The sequence below is a fragment of the Streptomyces sp. A1277 genome (assembly GCF_004795015.1).
Lineage (GTDB): Bacteria > Actinomycetota > Actinomycetes > Streptomycetales > Streptomycetaceae > Streptomyces.
Genome location: NZ_SSBI01000018.1, coordinates 26,197 through 40,923 on the forward strand (window position 1 = coordinate 26,197; position 14,727 = coordinate 40,923).

Consider the following 14,727-nt stretch of genomic DNA (forward strand, 5'->3'; position numbering starts at 1 on the left):
ATGGAAACGATCGGGCTGCGTGAACTCAACCAGAACCCGTCCAAGGCCGTGGCGCTGGTGCGCTCGGGCGTGCCCGTACTCGTCACCGACCGTGGAGTGCCGGTCCTGCGCATGGTTCCCGAGGCCGAGACGCCCGATCCGCTCCGGCGCATGCTCGAGTCCGGTGACGCCACTCCCCCCGCCGAGCGGGGCATGCCGGACCTGGCGCCCGAGCTCGCACCGGACGTGCCGAGCCTCTCGGACCTCCTCGTGTCGGAGCGTGACGAGGAGCGTCGGCGTTGATCTACCTGGACTCGTGCGCGCTCCTGAAGTTCATCAAGTCCGAATCGGAGACCGAGGCGCTGCGCGCCTGGCGCGCGGGGTTGCCGGAGGGGACCGAACTGCTGACGAGCGACCTGGCCCGGCTGGAGATCACCCGCACGCTGCATCGCGCCGGAGTCGATCCCCAGCGCATCGCCTACTTCGTGGCGCAGGCTGTCCGGGGTGTCTACCTGATCGACCTCACCAGCACCGTGCTGGCGCGAGCCACCGCCTACCAGACCCGCAGACTGGGCACGCTGGACGCCATCCATCTGGCGACGGCCGACCCGTTCCGGGTCGGTCTCACCGCCTTCGTCACCTACGACACCGAGCTGGCGAAAGCCGCCGCCGACTTCGGACTCCCGGTGCACGCCCCCGCTTGACCCGCGTCACCGTTCCAGACCCTCCGCCAGCACCTGGGCCAGGTGCCGGCCGCGCACCCCGCCCAGCTGGGCGAGCTGGGTGCGGCAGGAGAAGCCGTCGGCCAGGATCTGCGTGCCGGGGGCCGCGTCCCGGACCGCCGGGAGGAGCCGGTCCTCCGCGCAGGCCACCGAGACGTCCCAGTGCCCCCGCTCGAAGCCGAAGTTGCCGGCCAGGCCGCAGCAGCCGCCCTGGAGGTCGCCCGTCAGGCCCGCCCGTTCGCGCAGGCGGCGGTCCGCCTCGTCGCCCAGGACCGCGTGCTGGTGGCAGTGGGTCTGGCCGGTGACGGCGGCGTCCAGGCGCGGGGGGTTCCAGTCGGGGGCGTACGCCTCCAGGTACTGGGCCAGGGTGTGGACGGAGGCGGCGAGCCGGGCGGCGCGCGGGTCGTCCGGGAGGAGTTCGGGCAGGTCGGTGCGGAGGGTCGCGGCGCAGCTGGGTTCGAGGACGACCATGGGTTCGCCGGTCGTGTCGCCCAGCCGGTCCAGGGTGCGGCGCATCACCGTGCGGGCCTTGTCCAGCTGACCGGTGGAGACGTACGTGAGGCCGCAGCACAGCCCTCGTCCGGCGGGAAGCACGCGGCGGCCCGTCGCCTCCAGGACCGTCACCGCCGCCCGCCCCACCTCCGGCGCGAGGTGCTCGGTGAAGGTGTCGGGCCAGAGGATGGCCGGCTGGTCGTTGGACAAGATGAACGGCCCCCTTCCCCAGCGCCGGTTCAGCCACCGCGTGAACGTCTCCCGCGCCAGCACCGGAATTCCGCGTTCCGGGGCGATACCCGCCAGCCGCTTGGCGAGGGCGGCGAGCGGGCGGATACGGGCGAGGGCGTTCAGCGGGCCCGCGAAGGGCGCGGCGAGGCGCAGCCACAGCGGCAGCCGGCCCATCGCGTAGTGGGAGGCCGGGCGGAGCCGGTGGCGGTAGTGGTGGTGCAGGAACTCCGCCTTGTACGTGGCCATGTCCACGCCCACCGGACAGTCGCTGCGGCAGCCCTTGCAGGACAGGCACAGGTCGAGCGCGTCCCGTACCTCCGTGGAGCGCCAGCCGTCCGTGATCACGCCGCCCGCGTCCCCGGCCAGCATCTCGTGCAGCAGCCGGGCCCGGCCGCGCGTGGAGTGGGCCTCCTCGCCGGTCGCCCGGAAGGAGGGGCACATCACGGACGGGCCCGATCCCTTCTCCGTACGGCATTTGGCGACGCCGACGCAGCGGCGGACGGCCGCCGGGAAGTCGCCGCCGTCGTGCGGGTAGCCGAAGGCCACGTCGACGGGTTCGCGGGGCAGGACGTCGAAGCGCAGGTTGTCGTCGAGGCGGGCCGGGCGGGCGAGGATGCCCGGGTTCATGCCGCCGTCGGGGTCCCAGAGGTCCTTGAACCGGGCGAAGAGCGCGACGAGCTCGTCCCCGTACATCTTGGGGAGCAGTTCGGCGCGGGCCTGGCCGTCGCCGTGTTCGCCGGAGAGTGATCCGCCGTGCGCGACGACGAGTGCGGCCAGTTCCTCGGAGAAGCGGCGGAAGCGGGCCACGCCCTCGGGGGTCAGCAGGTCGAAGTCGATCCGGACGTGGATGCAGCCCTCGCCGAAGTGCCCGTACGGGGTGCCGCGCAGGCCGTGTCCGGCGAGCAGGGCGCGGAAGTCGCGGAGGTAGCCGCCGAGCCGGGCGGGCGGCACCGCGCAGTCCTCCCAGCCGGGCCACGCCTCACTGCCGTCCGGCATGCGGGTGGCCGTGCCGGACGCGTCCTCGCGGATGCGCCACAGGGCCCGCTGCCCGGCCGGGTCGGTGACGACGGCGGTGTCCACGGCATCGGCGGACGCGGCCCGCGCGAGGCGTTCGGCGTGCGCCCGCGCCTCGGCCGGGGTGGCGCCGCCCGTCTCGGCGAACAGCCAGGCACCGCCGCGCGGCAGCCCGGCCGGTTCGCGTACGAGGTCGGCGGCCATGCCCTCCACGGTCAGCGGGTGGTACGGGAGGAGGCCGGGGGCGGCCTCGGCGGCGGCGGACTCGTCGGAATAGCCGAGGACGGCGAGCGCGCGGGCGGCGGGCGCCTCGACCAGCCGCAGGGTCGCCTCCGTGACGACGCCGAGCGTGCCCTCGCCGCCGCAGAACGCGCGGACGGGGTCGGGTCCCCGCTCGGGGAGCAGGGCGTCCAGCGCGTAGCCGGAGATGCGGCGCGGGAGGTCGGGGAAGCCGGTGCGCAGGAGGGCGAGGTGGTCCGCGACCAGTTCACGGACGCCGGGCGGGCCGGGCGCGCCGCGCTCCAGGCGCAGGGTGTCGCCGCCGTAGCGGGCGACGGTCAGGGCGTGGACGTTGTCGGCGGTGGTGCCCCAGGCGACCGAGTGGGAGCCGCAGGAGTTGTTGCCGATCATGCCGCCGAGGGTGCAGCGGCTGTGCGTGGAGGGGTCGGGGCCGAAGGTCAGGCCGTGCGGGGCGGCGGCGGCCCGCAGGTCGTCCAGGACGAGTCCGGGCTGCACCACCGCCGTACGGGATACGGGGTCCAGCTCGACGACGGACCGCAGGTGGCGGGTGAGGTCGAGGACGACGCCGGTGCCGGTGGCCTGCCCGGCGATGGACGTGCCGCCGCCGCGCGGCACGACGGGCACCTGGTGCGCACGGCAGACGGCGAGCGCGGCGGCGGTGTCGGCGGCGTCGCGCGGAGCCACGACGCCGAGCGGCACCCGCCGGTAGTTGGACGCGTCCATCGTCGTCAGCGCCCGCGCGGTGGCGTCGAACGCGACCTCGCCGCGTACGGCCGCCCGCAGGTCGCGGACCAGCGCGGCGGGGGCGGTGGGGGCGGTGGAGGTGCTGCTGCCGTGCGGTGCGTTACCGGATGCCATCCGACCAGGATGCCGCCCGCGTACGCCAGGCCCGTGCGCAGCGCCCGTGCGGGCACCCCGAAGTCACCGGCATGACGTCAAACAGTCGAAAAGCGGCAGGCATGCAAACACAAACAGAACAGAGAGCACCACAAGTTCTTCCCAAACAGATCGTCAATTCTCATATAGTGACCGAGACTTATCTGGGAATCGCTTGTTCCAGTTGTCACGTTTCGCCCCGAGCGCCACCGATCCGCCCGAACCGCCCCGTCCGTCACCGTCCGCCCCCAAGGACTCCGCTTTGAGCCCCTCAACCCGGCCGACCGCACTGGCCCTTCTGGTCACGGCGGCCCTCACCGGACCGCTGTGCGCGTGGGCGATCGTCGCCGCTCCCGAATCGGCCAGGACCGCGGTGGCCTGGGGCGCCTGCGCCGCCGCCGTGCTGCTCGTCGCCGCCGTCGCCACCGCCGTCCACGCCCGCGCCACGATCCGCCGGCTGCGGGCGGCGCATGCCGCCGAGAGCGAGCGGTTCACCGCCGAGGTCTCCCGCATGGTCTCGACCTCCGCCGCCGAGGCCCAGCGGTTCACCGCCGAGAACGCCCGCGTCAAGGCCGCCGCCGCCACCGAGAAGGCCAAGGTCACCGCCGAGGCCGAGGCCGCCACCGCCCGCCTCACCGCCGAGTCCGAGGCCGTCACCGCCCGCCTCACCGCCGAGAACGCCAAGCTCAAGGCGCTCGCCTCACGCAGCCGGACCGAGCGCTCCGCCGCCCTCTCCTCCTGCGCCAACGCGGCCGGCCGCATGCAGGCCCTGGCCACGAGCATGCTCGCCGACCTGCGCGAGATGGAGCACCGGCACACCTCCGAGGACGTCCTGACCGACCTGCTGCACCTGGACCACCGCACCGCCCAGGCCGGCCGCCTCGCCGACTCCATCGCCGTGCTGACCGGGGCCCGCTCCGGGCGGCGCTGGGCCAAGCCCATCGTCATGGAGTCCGTCCTGCGCGGTGCCATGGGCCGGATCAGCGGCTACCAGCGCGTCCGGCTCCACTCCACCAGCGACGTCGCCGTCGCCGGCCACGCGGCCGAGGGCGTCATGCACGCCCTGGCCGAACTCCTCGACAACGCGGCGAACTTCTCGCCGCCCACCGCCGAGGTCCACGTGTACGTGGAGGAGGTCCCGGCCGGCATCGTGGTGACCGTCGAGGACAGCGGCCTGGTCATGAGCGACGTGCAGCTGCGCCGGGCCGAGCGCGCGGTGTCCGCCGACGACACCGACCTGACCGCCCTGACCGGCACCCGCCTCGGCCTGGCCGTCGTCGGCCGGCTGGCCCGCAAGCACGGGCTCACGGTCTCCTTCCGGCCCTCGGCACGCGGCGGGACGGGCGCCCTGATGATGCTCCCGCAGGAGATCATCACCCGCACCCCGGCCCGAACCGCCCCCGAGGCAGGCCCGGCCGCCGCCCCCGCCGAGCCCGAGCCCGTCCACACCTCAGGGGCCGACCCGGCCGCCCCCGGCGACCGGCACAGCGCCTCCGCCCCCGCCGCCCCGCCCGCCGACGAGCCCATGCGCTCCGACTCGGCCTCGGACACCACCGGCAACCTCCCCAAGTTCGGGGAGAGCGGCCTGCCCAAGCGTTCGCGCGGGCGCACCCTGGCCGCGGCCGAGGCCCGCGCCCGGGCGGCCTCCGGCACCGAGACCGCACCGGACACCGGCGCGGACGGCTCCGTACCCCGGCCCCGTACGCCGGACCACCGGGCCCAGGCGGCCCGCTTCAGCAGCTTCCGCAAGGCCGTACGGCCCAACTCCCCAGACCCGGAAGGCAACACCCGATGACCGCGACCACCGACGAGAAGCTCAGCTGGCTGCTGGAGGGGCTCCTGGAACGGACCCCCGGCACCCGTCACGCCCTCGTGCTGTCCAGGGACGGCCTCAAGCTGTGCCGCACCCCCGAGCTCTCCGTCGACCAGGCGGACCAGCTGGCCGCGATCTCCGCCGGCATCCAGAGCCTGTCGCACGGCGCCTCCGTGGAGTTCGGCAGCGGCAACGGCGGAGTACGGTCGGCCATGGCCGAGTTCTACGGCGGCATCCTGTTCATCGTGGAGGCGGGCGCGGGCGCCCATCTCGCGGTCGTCGCCGCCGAGAGCGCCGACGTGGGCCTCGTCGGGCACAACATGAGCGAGCTCGTCGAACAGCTCGGCGAGCACCTCGTGGCCCCGCCGCGCGAACCCGCCGAGGCCGCGTCCGCCCCGGGCACGGCCGTATGACGCCCCGTCCCCGCCCGGGCAGGGACGACGCCCCGGACCGGCTCTACACCCTCACCGGTGGCCGCACCCGGTCCGACTCCGCCGCCTTCGACCTGGTCACGCTGGTGGTCGCCGAGTGCGAGCCGGCCCCCGGCATGCAGTCGGAACACGTCGCGATCCTGCGGATGTGCGAACGGCCCACCGCCGTGGTCGAGATCTCCGCGACCCTCGACCTGCCCGTCAGCATCGTGCGCATCCTGCTGTGCGACCTGCTCGACACCGGCCGGATCAGCGCCCGCCACCCGCGTACCGCACGCGTATCGGACCGGCTACCCGCCCCCGACATCCTGGAACAGGTGCTCGTTGGACTCCGCAACCTCTGACCGTGCCGCCCTGCAGGCGACGGCCGACAACGGACTGAAGATAGTCGTGGTCGGCGGCTTCGGGGTCGGCAAGACCACCATGGTCCGATCCGTGAGCGAGATCCGTCCGCTCAACACGGAGGAGACCATGACCCGCGCCGGCGAGGCGGTCGACCACCTCGACGGCGTGGACACCAAGACGTCCACCACGGTCGCCTTCGACTTCGGCCGGATCAGCCTGGACGAACGCTCGGTGCTGTACCTGTTCGGCGCGCCCGGCCAGGAGCGCTTCTGGTTCCTGTGGGACCGGCTGTTCTCCGGCACCCTGGGCGCCGTCGTCCTGGTCGACACCCGGCGCCTGGCCGACTCCTGGTACGCCATCGACCGGCTGGAGCACCACGGCACGCCGTTCATCGTCGCCTGCAACGACTTCGGCGGTCCGCTCCACACCGAGCAGCAGATCCGGGAGGCGCTGGACCTCTCCCCGGACGTGCCGCTCGTGGAGTGCGACGCGCGCGACCGGTCCTCCAGCAAGTACGTACTGATCACCCTGGTCGAGCACCTGCACCAGCTGTCCGCCGCCCGCGTCAGGGACGCCGCCGGGCCCGCCGCGCCCGACGACGACCCGGCCCTGGCGGCCGCCCTGACCTCGGAGCCCACCCCGTGACCCAGTGCCCCCACGCGGCGGCGGCCGGTGCCGTACCGCTGTCCGGCCCCCGGTTCCAGGCCGAACCCGCCCAGCTGTACCGGGAGATCCGGCGCGACCACGGCCCGGTCGCCCCGATCGTGCTGCCCGGTGACATCCCCGCCTGGCTCGTCCTCGGCTACCGCGAACTGCACCAGGTCACCGGGGACCCGGCCCTGTTCACCCGCGACTCGCAGCTGTGGAACCAGTGGGACGCGATCCCCGAGGACTGGCCGCTGATGCCGATGATCAGCCGGGACCAGCCCTCGATCCTCTACACGGTCGGCGAACGCCACAGCCGCCGCGCCGCGATGATCGGCGAGGCGCTGGAGGCGGCGAACCCGTTCGAACTCAAGAAGAGCACCGAGGAGTTCGCCGACGAACTGATCGACGCGTTCTGCTCGGCCGGTGAGACCGACCTCATCGCCCAGTACGCGATGCTGCTGCCGGTACGGGTGCTGGCGAAGCTCTACGGGTTCTCCGACGACCAGGGCCCCGCCCTCGTCACCGCGATGAACGACATGATCAACGGCGGGCCCGAGGCGCTGGCCGGCCAGAAGCACATCGCCACGTCCATGTACCAGTTGCTGGCCGAGCGGCGGGCCGAGCCCGGCGACGACGTGGCGACCCGGATGCTCGCCGACACCGGCGGCTTCACGGAGGAGGACGTCGCCCGGGACCTGATGGTCATGATGGCCGCCGGGCACCAGCCGACCTCCGACTGGATCGGCAACTCGCTGCGCCTGATGCTCACCGACGACCGCTTCGCCGCCTCCCTCTCCGGCGGCCGGCACAGCGTCGGCGAGGCCATGAACGAGGTGCTGTGGGAGGACACCCCCTCGCAGAACATCGCCGGTCGCTGGGCGGCCCGCGACGCCCATCTCGGCGGCCGCCACATCAAGGCCGGCGACCTGCTCGTCCTCAGCCTGGCCGGGGCCAACGCCGACCCCCAGGTCCGTACCGACGGATCCACCCTCACCGGCGGCAACAACGCCTTCTTCTCCTTCAGCCACGGCGAACACCGCTGCCCCTTCCCGGCGCAGGAGATCGCCGAGGTCATCGCCCGTACCGCCATCGAGGTCATCCTCGACCGGCTGCCCGACGTCGACCTCGCCGTCCCCGCCGACCGGCTGACCCGGCGCCCCTCCCCCTGGCTGCGTGGCCTGACGGACCTGCCCGTGAGCTTCACGCCCACCCCCGCCCTTGGAGACCCCAGATGACCGCGCCCACGACCGAACCGACCGGCACCGGCAGCGACCAGGACCGCATCGTCCTCGATCCCTTCGTCACCGACCTCGCGGGCGAGAGCGCACGGCTGTACGCGGCGGGCCCGCTCGCCCGCGTCGAACTGCCGGGCGGCGTGCCCGTCTACAGCGTCACCCACTACGCCGAGGCGAAGGCGCTGCTCACCGACAGCCGCCTGGTCAAGGACATCAACGTGTGGGGCGCCTGGCAGCGCGGCGAGATCCCGCTCGACTGGCCGCTGATCGGCCTGGTCAACCCGGGCCGCACCATGCTCACCGCCGACGGCGCCGAGCACCGCAGGCTGCGCGGCCTGGTCGCGCAGGCGCTGACCGTGCGGCGGGTGGAGCGGCTGCGCGAGGGCATCGAGGCCCGCACGAAGGAGCTGCTGGACCGGCTCGAACAGCACGCGGCGGGCGAAACGGTCGACCTGAAGGCCGAGTTCGCCTACCCGCTGCCGATGAACGTGATCAGCGAGCTGATGGGCATCGACTCCGCCGACCTGCCCCGGATGAAGGAACTCTTCGACAAGTTCTTCTCCAACATGACGCCCCGCTCCGAGGTGCCGCAGATGATGGCGGACATCCACACGCTCTTCTCGCGCATCCTGGACGAGAAGAAGCAGTCCCCGGCCGACGACCTGACCGGCGCGCTGCTGGTGGCCTCCGAGGACGGGGACCACCTCACCGACGACGAGATCCTCAACACCCTGAAGCTGATCATCGCGGCCGGTCACGAGACGACGATCAGTCTCATCGTGAACGCCGTCGTGGCGCTCCAGAGCCACCCGGAGCAGCGGCGCGCGGTGCTGGCCGGCGAGGTGGGCTGGGACGGGGTGATCGAGGAGACGCTGCGCTGGTCGGCGCCGACCTCGCACATCCTGATCCGGTTCGCCACCGAGGACATCGCGGTCGGCGACCGGGTGCTGCCGAAGGGCGAGGGGATCATGATCTCGTTCGCGGCCATCGCGCACGACGAGGAGCAGTGGGGGGAGACGGCGACCGAGTTCGACGTCACCCGCTCCCCCAACCGCCACATCTCCTTCGGCCACGGCCCGCACGTCTGCCCGGGCGCCGCGCTGTCCCGCCTGGAGGCGTCGGTCGCACTGCCCGCGCTGTACGCCCGCTTCCCGGACCTGGCGCTGGCCGTCCCGGCGGGCGAGCTGCGCAACAAGCCGATCGTCACGCAGAACGACCTGTACGAACTCCCGGTCACCCTGCGCTGACGGCGGCCCGTACGGGGCAACTGGCGGCGGCCCGTACAGGGCAACTGACAGCGGCCCGTGCGGGGCACTGACGGCGGTCCGTACGAATGTTCCTCCCACGACCACGAGTCGGGACCCCCGTCTCATCCGACGGACAGGGTGCGTAGCCGCCGCACGGAAGGGCTACGCTCCGACTCGTGGCCGACATCCAGATTCCCGCTGACATCAAGCCCGCCGACGGGCGCTTCGGCGCCGGTCCCTCCAAGGTGCGGACGGAGGCGCTCGACGCGCTGGCCGCCACCGGAACGTCTCTGCTCGGTACGTCCCACCGCCAGGCCCCGGTGAAGAACCTGGTCGGCGCGGTGCGCGACGGCGTGCGCGACCTCTTCTCCCTCCCCGAGGGCTACGAGGTGATCCTCGGCAACGGCGGCACCACCGCCTTCTGGGACATCGCGACGCACGGTCTGATCGAGTCGAAGTCCCAGCACCTCAACTTCGGCGAGTTCTCCTCGAAGTTCGCGAAGGCCGCCAAGCTCGCCCCGTGGCTGGCCGACCCGACCGTCATCGCCTCCGACCCGGGCACCCACCCGGACCCGAAGGCCGAAGCGGGCGTCGACGTCTACGCCTTCACGCACAACGAGACCTCGACCGGTGTCGCGGCCCCGGTCAAGCGGGTCGCGGGCGCCGACGAGGGCTCCCTCGTCCTGGTGGACGCCACCTCCGGCGCGGGCGGCCTGCCGGTCGACATCGCGGAGACGGACGTCTACTACTTCGCCCCGCAGAAGTCCTTCGCCTCCGACGGCGGCCTGTGGATCGGCATCTTCTCGCCGGCGGCCCTGGAGCGCGCGGCCCGCGTCCACGCCTCGGGCCGGCACATCCCGGAGTTCTTCTCGCTGCCCACCGCGATCGACAACTCCCTGAAGAACCAGACGTACAACACCCCGGCGCTCGCCACGCTCTTCCTGCTGAACGAGCAGCTGAAGTGGATGAACACCCAGGGCGGCCTGGAGTTCACGACCGGCCGCACGGCCGCCTCCTCGGGCCACCTGTACGGCTGGGCCGAGGACTCCAAGTACGCGACCCCGTTCGTCACCGACCCGGCGAAGCGCTCGCAGGTCATCGGCACGATCGACTTCGCGGACGAGATCGACGCCTCCGCGATCGCCAAGGTCCTGCGCGCCAACGGCATCGTGGACACCGAGCCGTACCGCAAGCTGGGCCGCAACCAGCTGCGCGTCGCGATGTTCCCGGCGATCGACCCGGCGGACGTCCAGGCCCTGACGGCCTGCATCGACTACGTGATCGAGAAGCTGTAGCCCGTACGCCCCGGAACGGCCCTGCGCACCGTCGAGGTGTGCAGGGCCGTTTCTGCTTCACACGGCTTCTGCTTCACTCGACCGAGTGGCATATGCCAGAAACACGGTCGGCGGCCGTTCCGCCCTACGATGGTGGTCTCGACACCAGCCATTCCAGGGGGCCCGCAATGTCTGCAGCAGCGGTCGAGCGCCCCTGTGACGATGGCCCGGAGCCCCTGCTCGTCACGGCCAACAGGCTCGCGGAGCAGCATCCCGGCTATCGCGTCGAGATCATCGCAGGCGTCATCACCGTGGCCCCGCCCCTGGACGGCCCGCACGCGGACGCGCTGACCACGCTCATGATCCCGTTCCTCGCCGCAGGACTTCATGGCACCGAGTCGAGAGTCCTCCAGGGCATCGGCCTGTGGCTGCCGGGCGGTCCGGAGGACTACGCGATCCCCGACCTGGCCCTGGTCGACGCGGATTTCGATGAGCACCTGATCGAGAACAACAGCTACGATCCGGCCGTCTTCCGCCTCGTTCTGGAGGTCACCTCCAGCAACTACAACAGCGACCTGCGGCACAAGGTCTCCGCGTACGCCGAGGCGAAGGTCCCCGTCTACGTGATCCTCGACCGCAAGCACGGCCGCGTCCACGTCCTGACGGAACCGCTGGGCGGCTCGTACGACCGCCACGAGGTCTACGCCCCCGGCCAGCAGGCGCCGCTCCCCGCCTCGATCGGTGCCGAGGTGAACCTCGATGTCGCCGAGCTGATCAAGGCGGGCCGGGTCCAGTCCCGCACGTCCGAAGCCTGAGGCTCACCCCCCGCCCAGCCGCCACCGCTCCTCGCCGTCCTCCCACTCCCCGGTCCGCTCCAGACCGGCCCCTGCGGCCACGGCGGCGGACGCGGCGTGCTCGGGGTGGATGTGGGCGACGACGGTCCGTACGCCGGTTGCGCGCAGGTGGGCGACCAGGGCCCGGGCGGCTTCCCGGGCGTACCCCCGCCCCTGCCACTCCACCCCCACCACCCAGGCGATCTCGGCCCGCCCGCCGCGCACGGTGGCCTGCACATAGCCGATCAGCCGGCCCGTCCCCCGCTCCCGCAGCACCCAGTTCCACCACAGCTCGCCGGGGTCAGGCGAACCGGCGGTCTGCCGTACGTACCGCGCCCGCAGGGTCTCGACGGTCTCCGGGGCGCCTCCCGTGAAGGCGTGCAGGGCGGGGTCGGCCAGCACGGCGGCCATCTCGTCCGCGTGCTCCACCCGCAGGGGCAGGGCGTCGAGGCGGGGCGTGGTGAAGGGGGCGGGGCGGCGGCCGGTCGTCATGGACCGGGGACCTTACGCGAAACGGCGGCCGGGCGGCGGCTCCTCGGATGACACCGGCCCGTACCGGAGCACCATGGAGGTATGGATACGATCCCGCAGCTGAAGCCCTACGTGAAGCAGTACACCGTCCTGCTGAGCACGCGGCGGCAGGACGGGACGCGCGCCTACACCCCGGTGCACATCGCGGTCGAGGGCGACCACGCCTACATCCGTACGTTCTCCTCGGCCTGGAAGGTGGAGCGGATGCGCAACCACCCGGTGGTGCGGATCGGCCCGTGCACCGTACGGGGCCGGCCCACGGGACCGCAGACCGAGGCGCACGCGCGCCTCCTCCCGGCCGGTTCGAAGGAGGACACGCACGCGGCCCGGATGCTGTCCCGGAAGTACCCGGCCACGCAGGGGGTGCTCGTCCCGCTCACGCACCGGATCAAGCGGGACAGGACCCTGCACTACGAGATCCGGCCGCTGGACGCCTGAGCGCTCACTCCTTGCGGCGCCGCCTGCCGAGGAAGAGCAGCAGCCCGATCCCGGCGAGGACGGCGACGCCGGTCAGCGTGGTCCCCTTCACCGGCACCCCGTCGCCGCCGGCCGCGTCCTTCACCCCGCCTGCCCGGTGGGTGGCTCCGCCCCCGCCGCCGTCCCCGGTCTTCGGCAGGTCCACCCGCACGACACGGCTCTCCTCGCCCTCGGAGCCGTACATCAGGGCGGAGCCGTCCGCCGTGTACGTCACCGACTCGGACTGCGGGAGGAGGGGCGATTCGACGGGGTAGTCCTTGCCGAGCCGGCCCTTCGCGAAGGCGTAGCCGCGTGCGCTGAAGTAGGAGCGCAGGACCAGCTCCCTGCCGTCCGGGGAGAACGCCCCGTCCGTCACCCACGGCACCTCGCCGACCCGCCGGAAGACGTTGACGGCGCCCGCCGTCAGCTTCGCGGGCCCTTCGTAGAGGCCCCCTCCCTCCTCGTTCTTCGACGCGATGTAGACGCGGCCGGTTTTGGGGTGGACCATCAGCGCCTCCGCGTTGCGCGGACCGTCGGCGTACTTGACGTCGAACTGCGTGGCCCGGACCGTCGCGTCCCGCAGCACCTTCGGCTCGGGGAAGCGGTAGATCCAGACGTGGTCCCAGCTGCCATTGAGGTTGTCGCCGATGTCGCCGACGTACAGGTTCCCGTCCGGGCCGAGCGAGATGGCCTCGACGTCACGCGGGGCGCCGACGCCCTTCATGGTGATCGTCGCGACGGTCTTCCCGGTGCGGGAGTCGACGGCGAAGACGTACGGGCCGTCGTCGCTGTCGTTGTGCGTCCAGTAGATCCCCGGGTGGGCGCGGCTCGCGGCGAGGCCGCTGGACTCGGTGATCCGGGGGTCCTCGATCGTGAAGGTCCGATCGGCCCCGTCGTCGTCGGCCACGGCGGGCGCCGCCGCGGCGAGGGAGAGCAGCGCGGCGGCGCCTAGGACGGTCAGTCGGTACGAACGCATGGCACAAGTGTCCATCGTCACGTACCGGGCCGTATCCAAGATCCGCCATGATGGCGCCATGCGTTTCATGTGTGTCGGCGATTCCATGACCATCGGGCGCGCCGGCGACTTCACGTGGCGCTACCGCATGTGGCAGCACCTGTCGACGTCCCTCGACGGCCCCTTCGCACTCGTCGGCCCGCGCACGGAGCTGCACGACACCGAAACGGGCACCCCGGCCTCCTCCGCGTACGCCGCCGAGGACTTCCCGCTCCCCGCCCGCCGCCACCTGGCCGGCTGGGGTGAGGGCTGGCTGCACATGGCCCCGGTGATCGCGGACACCGTGGCCGAGCACCGCCCGGACGTCCTGCTCGTCTCGCTCGGCCTGATAGACCTCGGCTTCTACACCGACAGCGAGCAGACCGCGCTGAACGCCCGCGCCTTCCTGACCGCCGCCCGCACGGCGAACCCGCACATCCGGTGCGTCCTGCTCCCCGTCATCCCGAACATCCGCGCCGAGACGGACGCCCCCTTCGCCGCCGAGTGCGCCCGCTTCAACGAACTCCTCGCCAAGGCGGTGGCGGACCTGGACACCCCGACCTCCCCCCTCCTCCTGGCCTCGCACCCACCCGGCTACGACATCCACACCGACACCTACGACGGCACCCACCCGGGCCCCACCGGCGAACACCACCTGGCCGCCGCCTTCGCCGACGCGATGCACCAGGCGTGGGAGGTGGGCGGGGCGTACACGGGGGCGGTAGGGCGGCCGGTTCCGGAGGCGGCTACTTCAGGAAGCCGGTGAGGCCACCGCCCACCCAGAAACCACTTTGACCTGCTGTTTTTCCAGCACTCTGGGCTGCCTGGCCGATGCGCTTCGCTTCATATGGCGGATTCTTAGTGTCGTCGGATTCAGCCTCTGCGTAGTGCATGTGCTGCACCGACCTCCGTACCCCCGTTTCTTAGGTGCAGCGCCGCATGCCAGCGCACTGTGTCTGAAATCGTGGCTCGCGCTGGAACCGTATCGGAAAGGGAAGACAGCATGACCGCCGGCAAGGGGTACCCAAAAGGGTTACTGAAAGTTCCGACAGTCACAACAGATGCTTGGGCCTCCCAGCACGAGGCCGCCCGCATCCTGGGTGTCTCGGTAGGAAAAATTGGCGTACTGATAGCAACGGATCACTTGACGCCCGCCCACAACCCTGCCGGGGAGGCGGGAGTGACCAGGGTCAGCCTGTTCGAAGAAGTCGATTGGCGTACAACGGCGACGATATCCAAAAAGATGCGACGACTTTTCAAGGATTCCATCAAGTTCATGTAGAGCTACCTGAAAGAGCTCCTAGCGCGGTCATGCTGAAACAACCTGATCGGCCGTGACGCAATGCGCCACCAAACTTCGAGAGGG

At 72.0% G+C, this 14,727-nt stretch carries 16 protein-coding genes; 13 read left to right on the plus strand and 3 right to left on the minus strand.

The window, feature by feature from the left end; all coding sequences use genetic code 11:
- Positions 1-282: a type II toxin-antitoxin system prevent-host-death family antitoxin gene (locus tag E6R18_RS14460; protein WP_136317290.1), complete on the plus strand. Its 282-nt coding sequence runs from the start codon at positions 1-3 to the stop codon at positions 280-282.
- The gene (locus E6R18_RS14465; RefSeq protein WP_136317291.1) at positions 279-683 is read left to right on the plus strand and encodes a type II toxin-antitoxin system VapC family toxin; all 405 of its coding nucleotides are present in this window, start codon (positions 279-281) and stop codon (positions 681-683) included. Before E6R18_RS14460 ends, E6R18_RS14465 begins: the two co-directional genes overlap by 4 nt.
- A 6-nt stretch (positions 684-689) precedes the next feature.
- Here the strand turns inward: E6R18_RS14465 and E6R18_RS14470 are convergent, their stop codons facing one another.
- Positions 690-3,536, minus strand: a complete 2,847-nt coding sequence (locus tag E6R18_RS14470; RefSeq protein ID WP_136317292.1) for an FAD-binding and (Fe-S)-binding domain-containing protein — start codon at positions 3,534-3,536, stop codon at positions 690-692.
- 280 nt (positions 3,537-3,816) lie between these two features.
- Between E6R18_RS14470 and E6R18_RS14475 the strand changes: the two genes are divergently transcribed.
- The 8 genes from E6R18_RS14475 to E6R18_RS14510 all read left to right on the plus strand — a co-directional run bounded on the left by E6R18_RS14475 (position 3,817) and on the right by E6R18_RS14510 (position 11,362).
- On the plus strand, positions 3,817-5,349 hold the full coding sequence (locus tag E6R18_RS14475) for an ATP-binding protein (RefSeq protein WP_136317293.1): 1,533 nt from the start codon (positions 3,817-3,819) through the stop codon (positions 5,347-5,349).
- On the plus strand, positions 5,346-5,780 hold the full coding sequence (locus E6R18_RS14480; RefSeq protein ID WP_136317294.1) for a roadblock/LC7 domain-containing protein: 435 nt from the start codon (positions 5,346-5,348) through the stop codon (positions 5,778-5,780). The genes E6R18_RS14475 and E6R18_RS14480 overlap by 4 nt, the downstream gene beginning before the upstream one ends.
- Entirely contained in the window at positions 5,777-6,142 is a 366-nt protein-coding gene (locus E6R18_RS14485; RefSeq protein ID WP_136317295.1) for a DUF742 domain-containing protein, read from the plus strand. The genes E6R18_RS14480 and E6R18_RS14485 overlap by 4 nt, the downstream gene beginning before the upstream one ends.
- On the plus strand, positions 6,123-6,788 hold the full coding sequence (locus tag E6R18_RS14490; RefSeq protein ID WP_136317296.1) for an ATP/GTP-binding protein: 666 nt from the start codon (positions 6,123-6,125) through the stop codon (positions 6,786-6,788). The genes E6R18_RS14485 and E6R18_RS14490 overlap by 20 nt, the downstream gene beginning before the upstream one ends.
- Positions 6,785-8,026 carry a cytochrome P450 gene (locus E6R18_RS14495; RefSeq protein ID WP_136317297.1) on the plus strand — a complete coding sequence of 414 codons (1,242 nt, stop codon included), beginning with the start codon at positions 6,785-6,787 and terminating at the stop codon, positions 8,024-8,026. Before E6R18_RS14490 ends, E6R18_RS14495 begins: the two co-directional genes overlap by 4 nt.
- Positions 8,023-9,273 carry a cytochrome P450 gene (locus tag E6R18_RS14500; protein WP_136317298.1) on the plus strand — a complete coding sequence of 417 codons (1,251 nt, stop codon included), beginning with the start codon at positions 8,023-8,025 and terminating at the stop codon, positions 9,271-9,273. Before E6R18_RS14495 ends, E6R18_RS14500 begins: the two co-directional genes overlap by 4 nt.
- 176 nt (positions 9,274-9,449) lie before the next feature.
- A complete protein-coding gene (gene serC / locus E6R18_RS14505; RefSeq protein ID WP_136317299.1) occupies positions 9,450-10,568 on the plus strand; it encodes a phosphoserine transaminase in 1,119 nt (372 codons plus the stop codon).
- Positions 10,569-10,735: 167 nt separating this feature from the next.
- Positions 10,736-11,362 (plus strand): Uma2 family endonuclease, encoded by a 627-nt coding sequence (locus E6R18_RS14510; RefSeq protein ID WP_136317300.1) that lies wholly within the window; start codon positions 10,736-10,738, stop codon positions 11,360-11,362.
- A 3-nt stretch (positions 11,363-11,365) separates the two neighbouring features.
- Here the strand turns inward: E6R18_RS14510 and E6R18_RS14515 are convergent, their stop codons facing one another.
- Positions 11,366-11,872 (minus strand): GNAT family N-acetyltransferase, encoded by a 507-nt coding sequence (locus E6R18_RS14515; RefSeq protein WP_136317301.1) that lies wholly within the window; start codon positions 11,870-11,872, stop codon positions 11,366-11,368.
- A gap of 81 nt (positions 11,873-11,953) precedes the next feature.
- On the opposite strand from E6R18_RS14515, the gene E6R18_RS14520 reads away from it, so the two are divergent.
- Positions 11,954-12,349 (plus strand): PPOX class F420-dependent oxidoreductase, encoded by a 396-nt coding sequence (locus E6R18_RS14520; protein ID WP_136317302.1) that lies wholly within the window; start codon positions 11,954-11,956, stop codon positions 12,347-12,349.
- Positions 12,350-12,353: 4 nt separating this feature from the next.
- Here E6R18_RS14520 and E6R18_RS14525 read toward each other — a convergent pair whose 3' ends face one another.
- A complete protein-coding gene (locus E6R18_RS14525; protein ID WP_136317303.1) occupies positions 12,354-13,343 on the minus strand; it encodes an esterase-like activity of phytase family protein in 990 nt (329 codons plus the stop codon).
- Positions 13,344-13,401: 58 nt separating this feature from the next.
- Between E6R18_RS14525 and E6R18_RS14530 the strand changes: the two genes are divergently transcribed.
- Both E6R18_RS14530 and E6R18_RS14535 read left to right on the plus strand, forming a co-directional pair.
- Positions 13,402-14,127, plus strand: coding sequence for a GDSL-type esterase/lipase family protein (locus tag E6R18_RS14530; RefSeq protein WP_136317304.1), 726 nt, complete (start codon positions 13,402-13,404; stop codon positions 14,125-14,127).
- 237 nt (positions 14,128-14,364) lie between these two features.
- Positions 14,365-14,643, plus strand: coding sequence for a DNA-binding protein (locus E6R18_RS14535; RefSeq protein WP_136317305.1), 279 nt, complete (start codon positions 14,365-14,367; stop codon positions 14,641-14,643).
- The last annotated feature ends 84 nt before the right edge of the window (positions 14,644-14,727 follow it).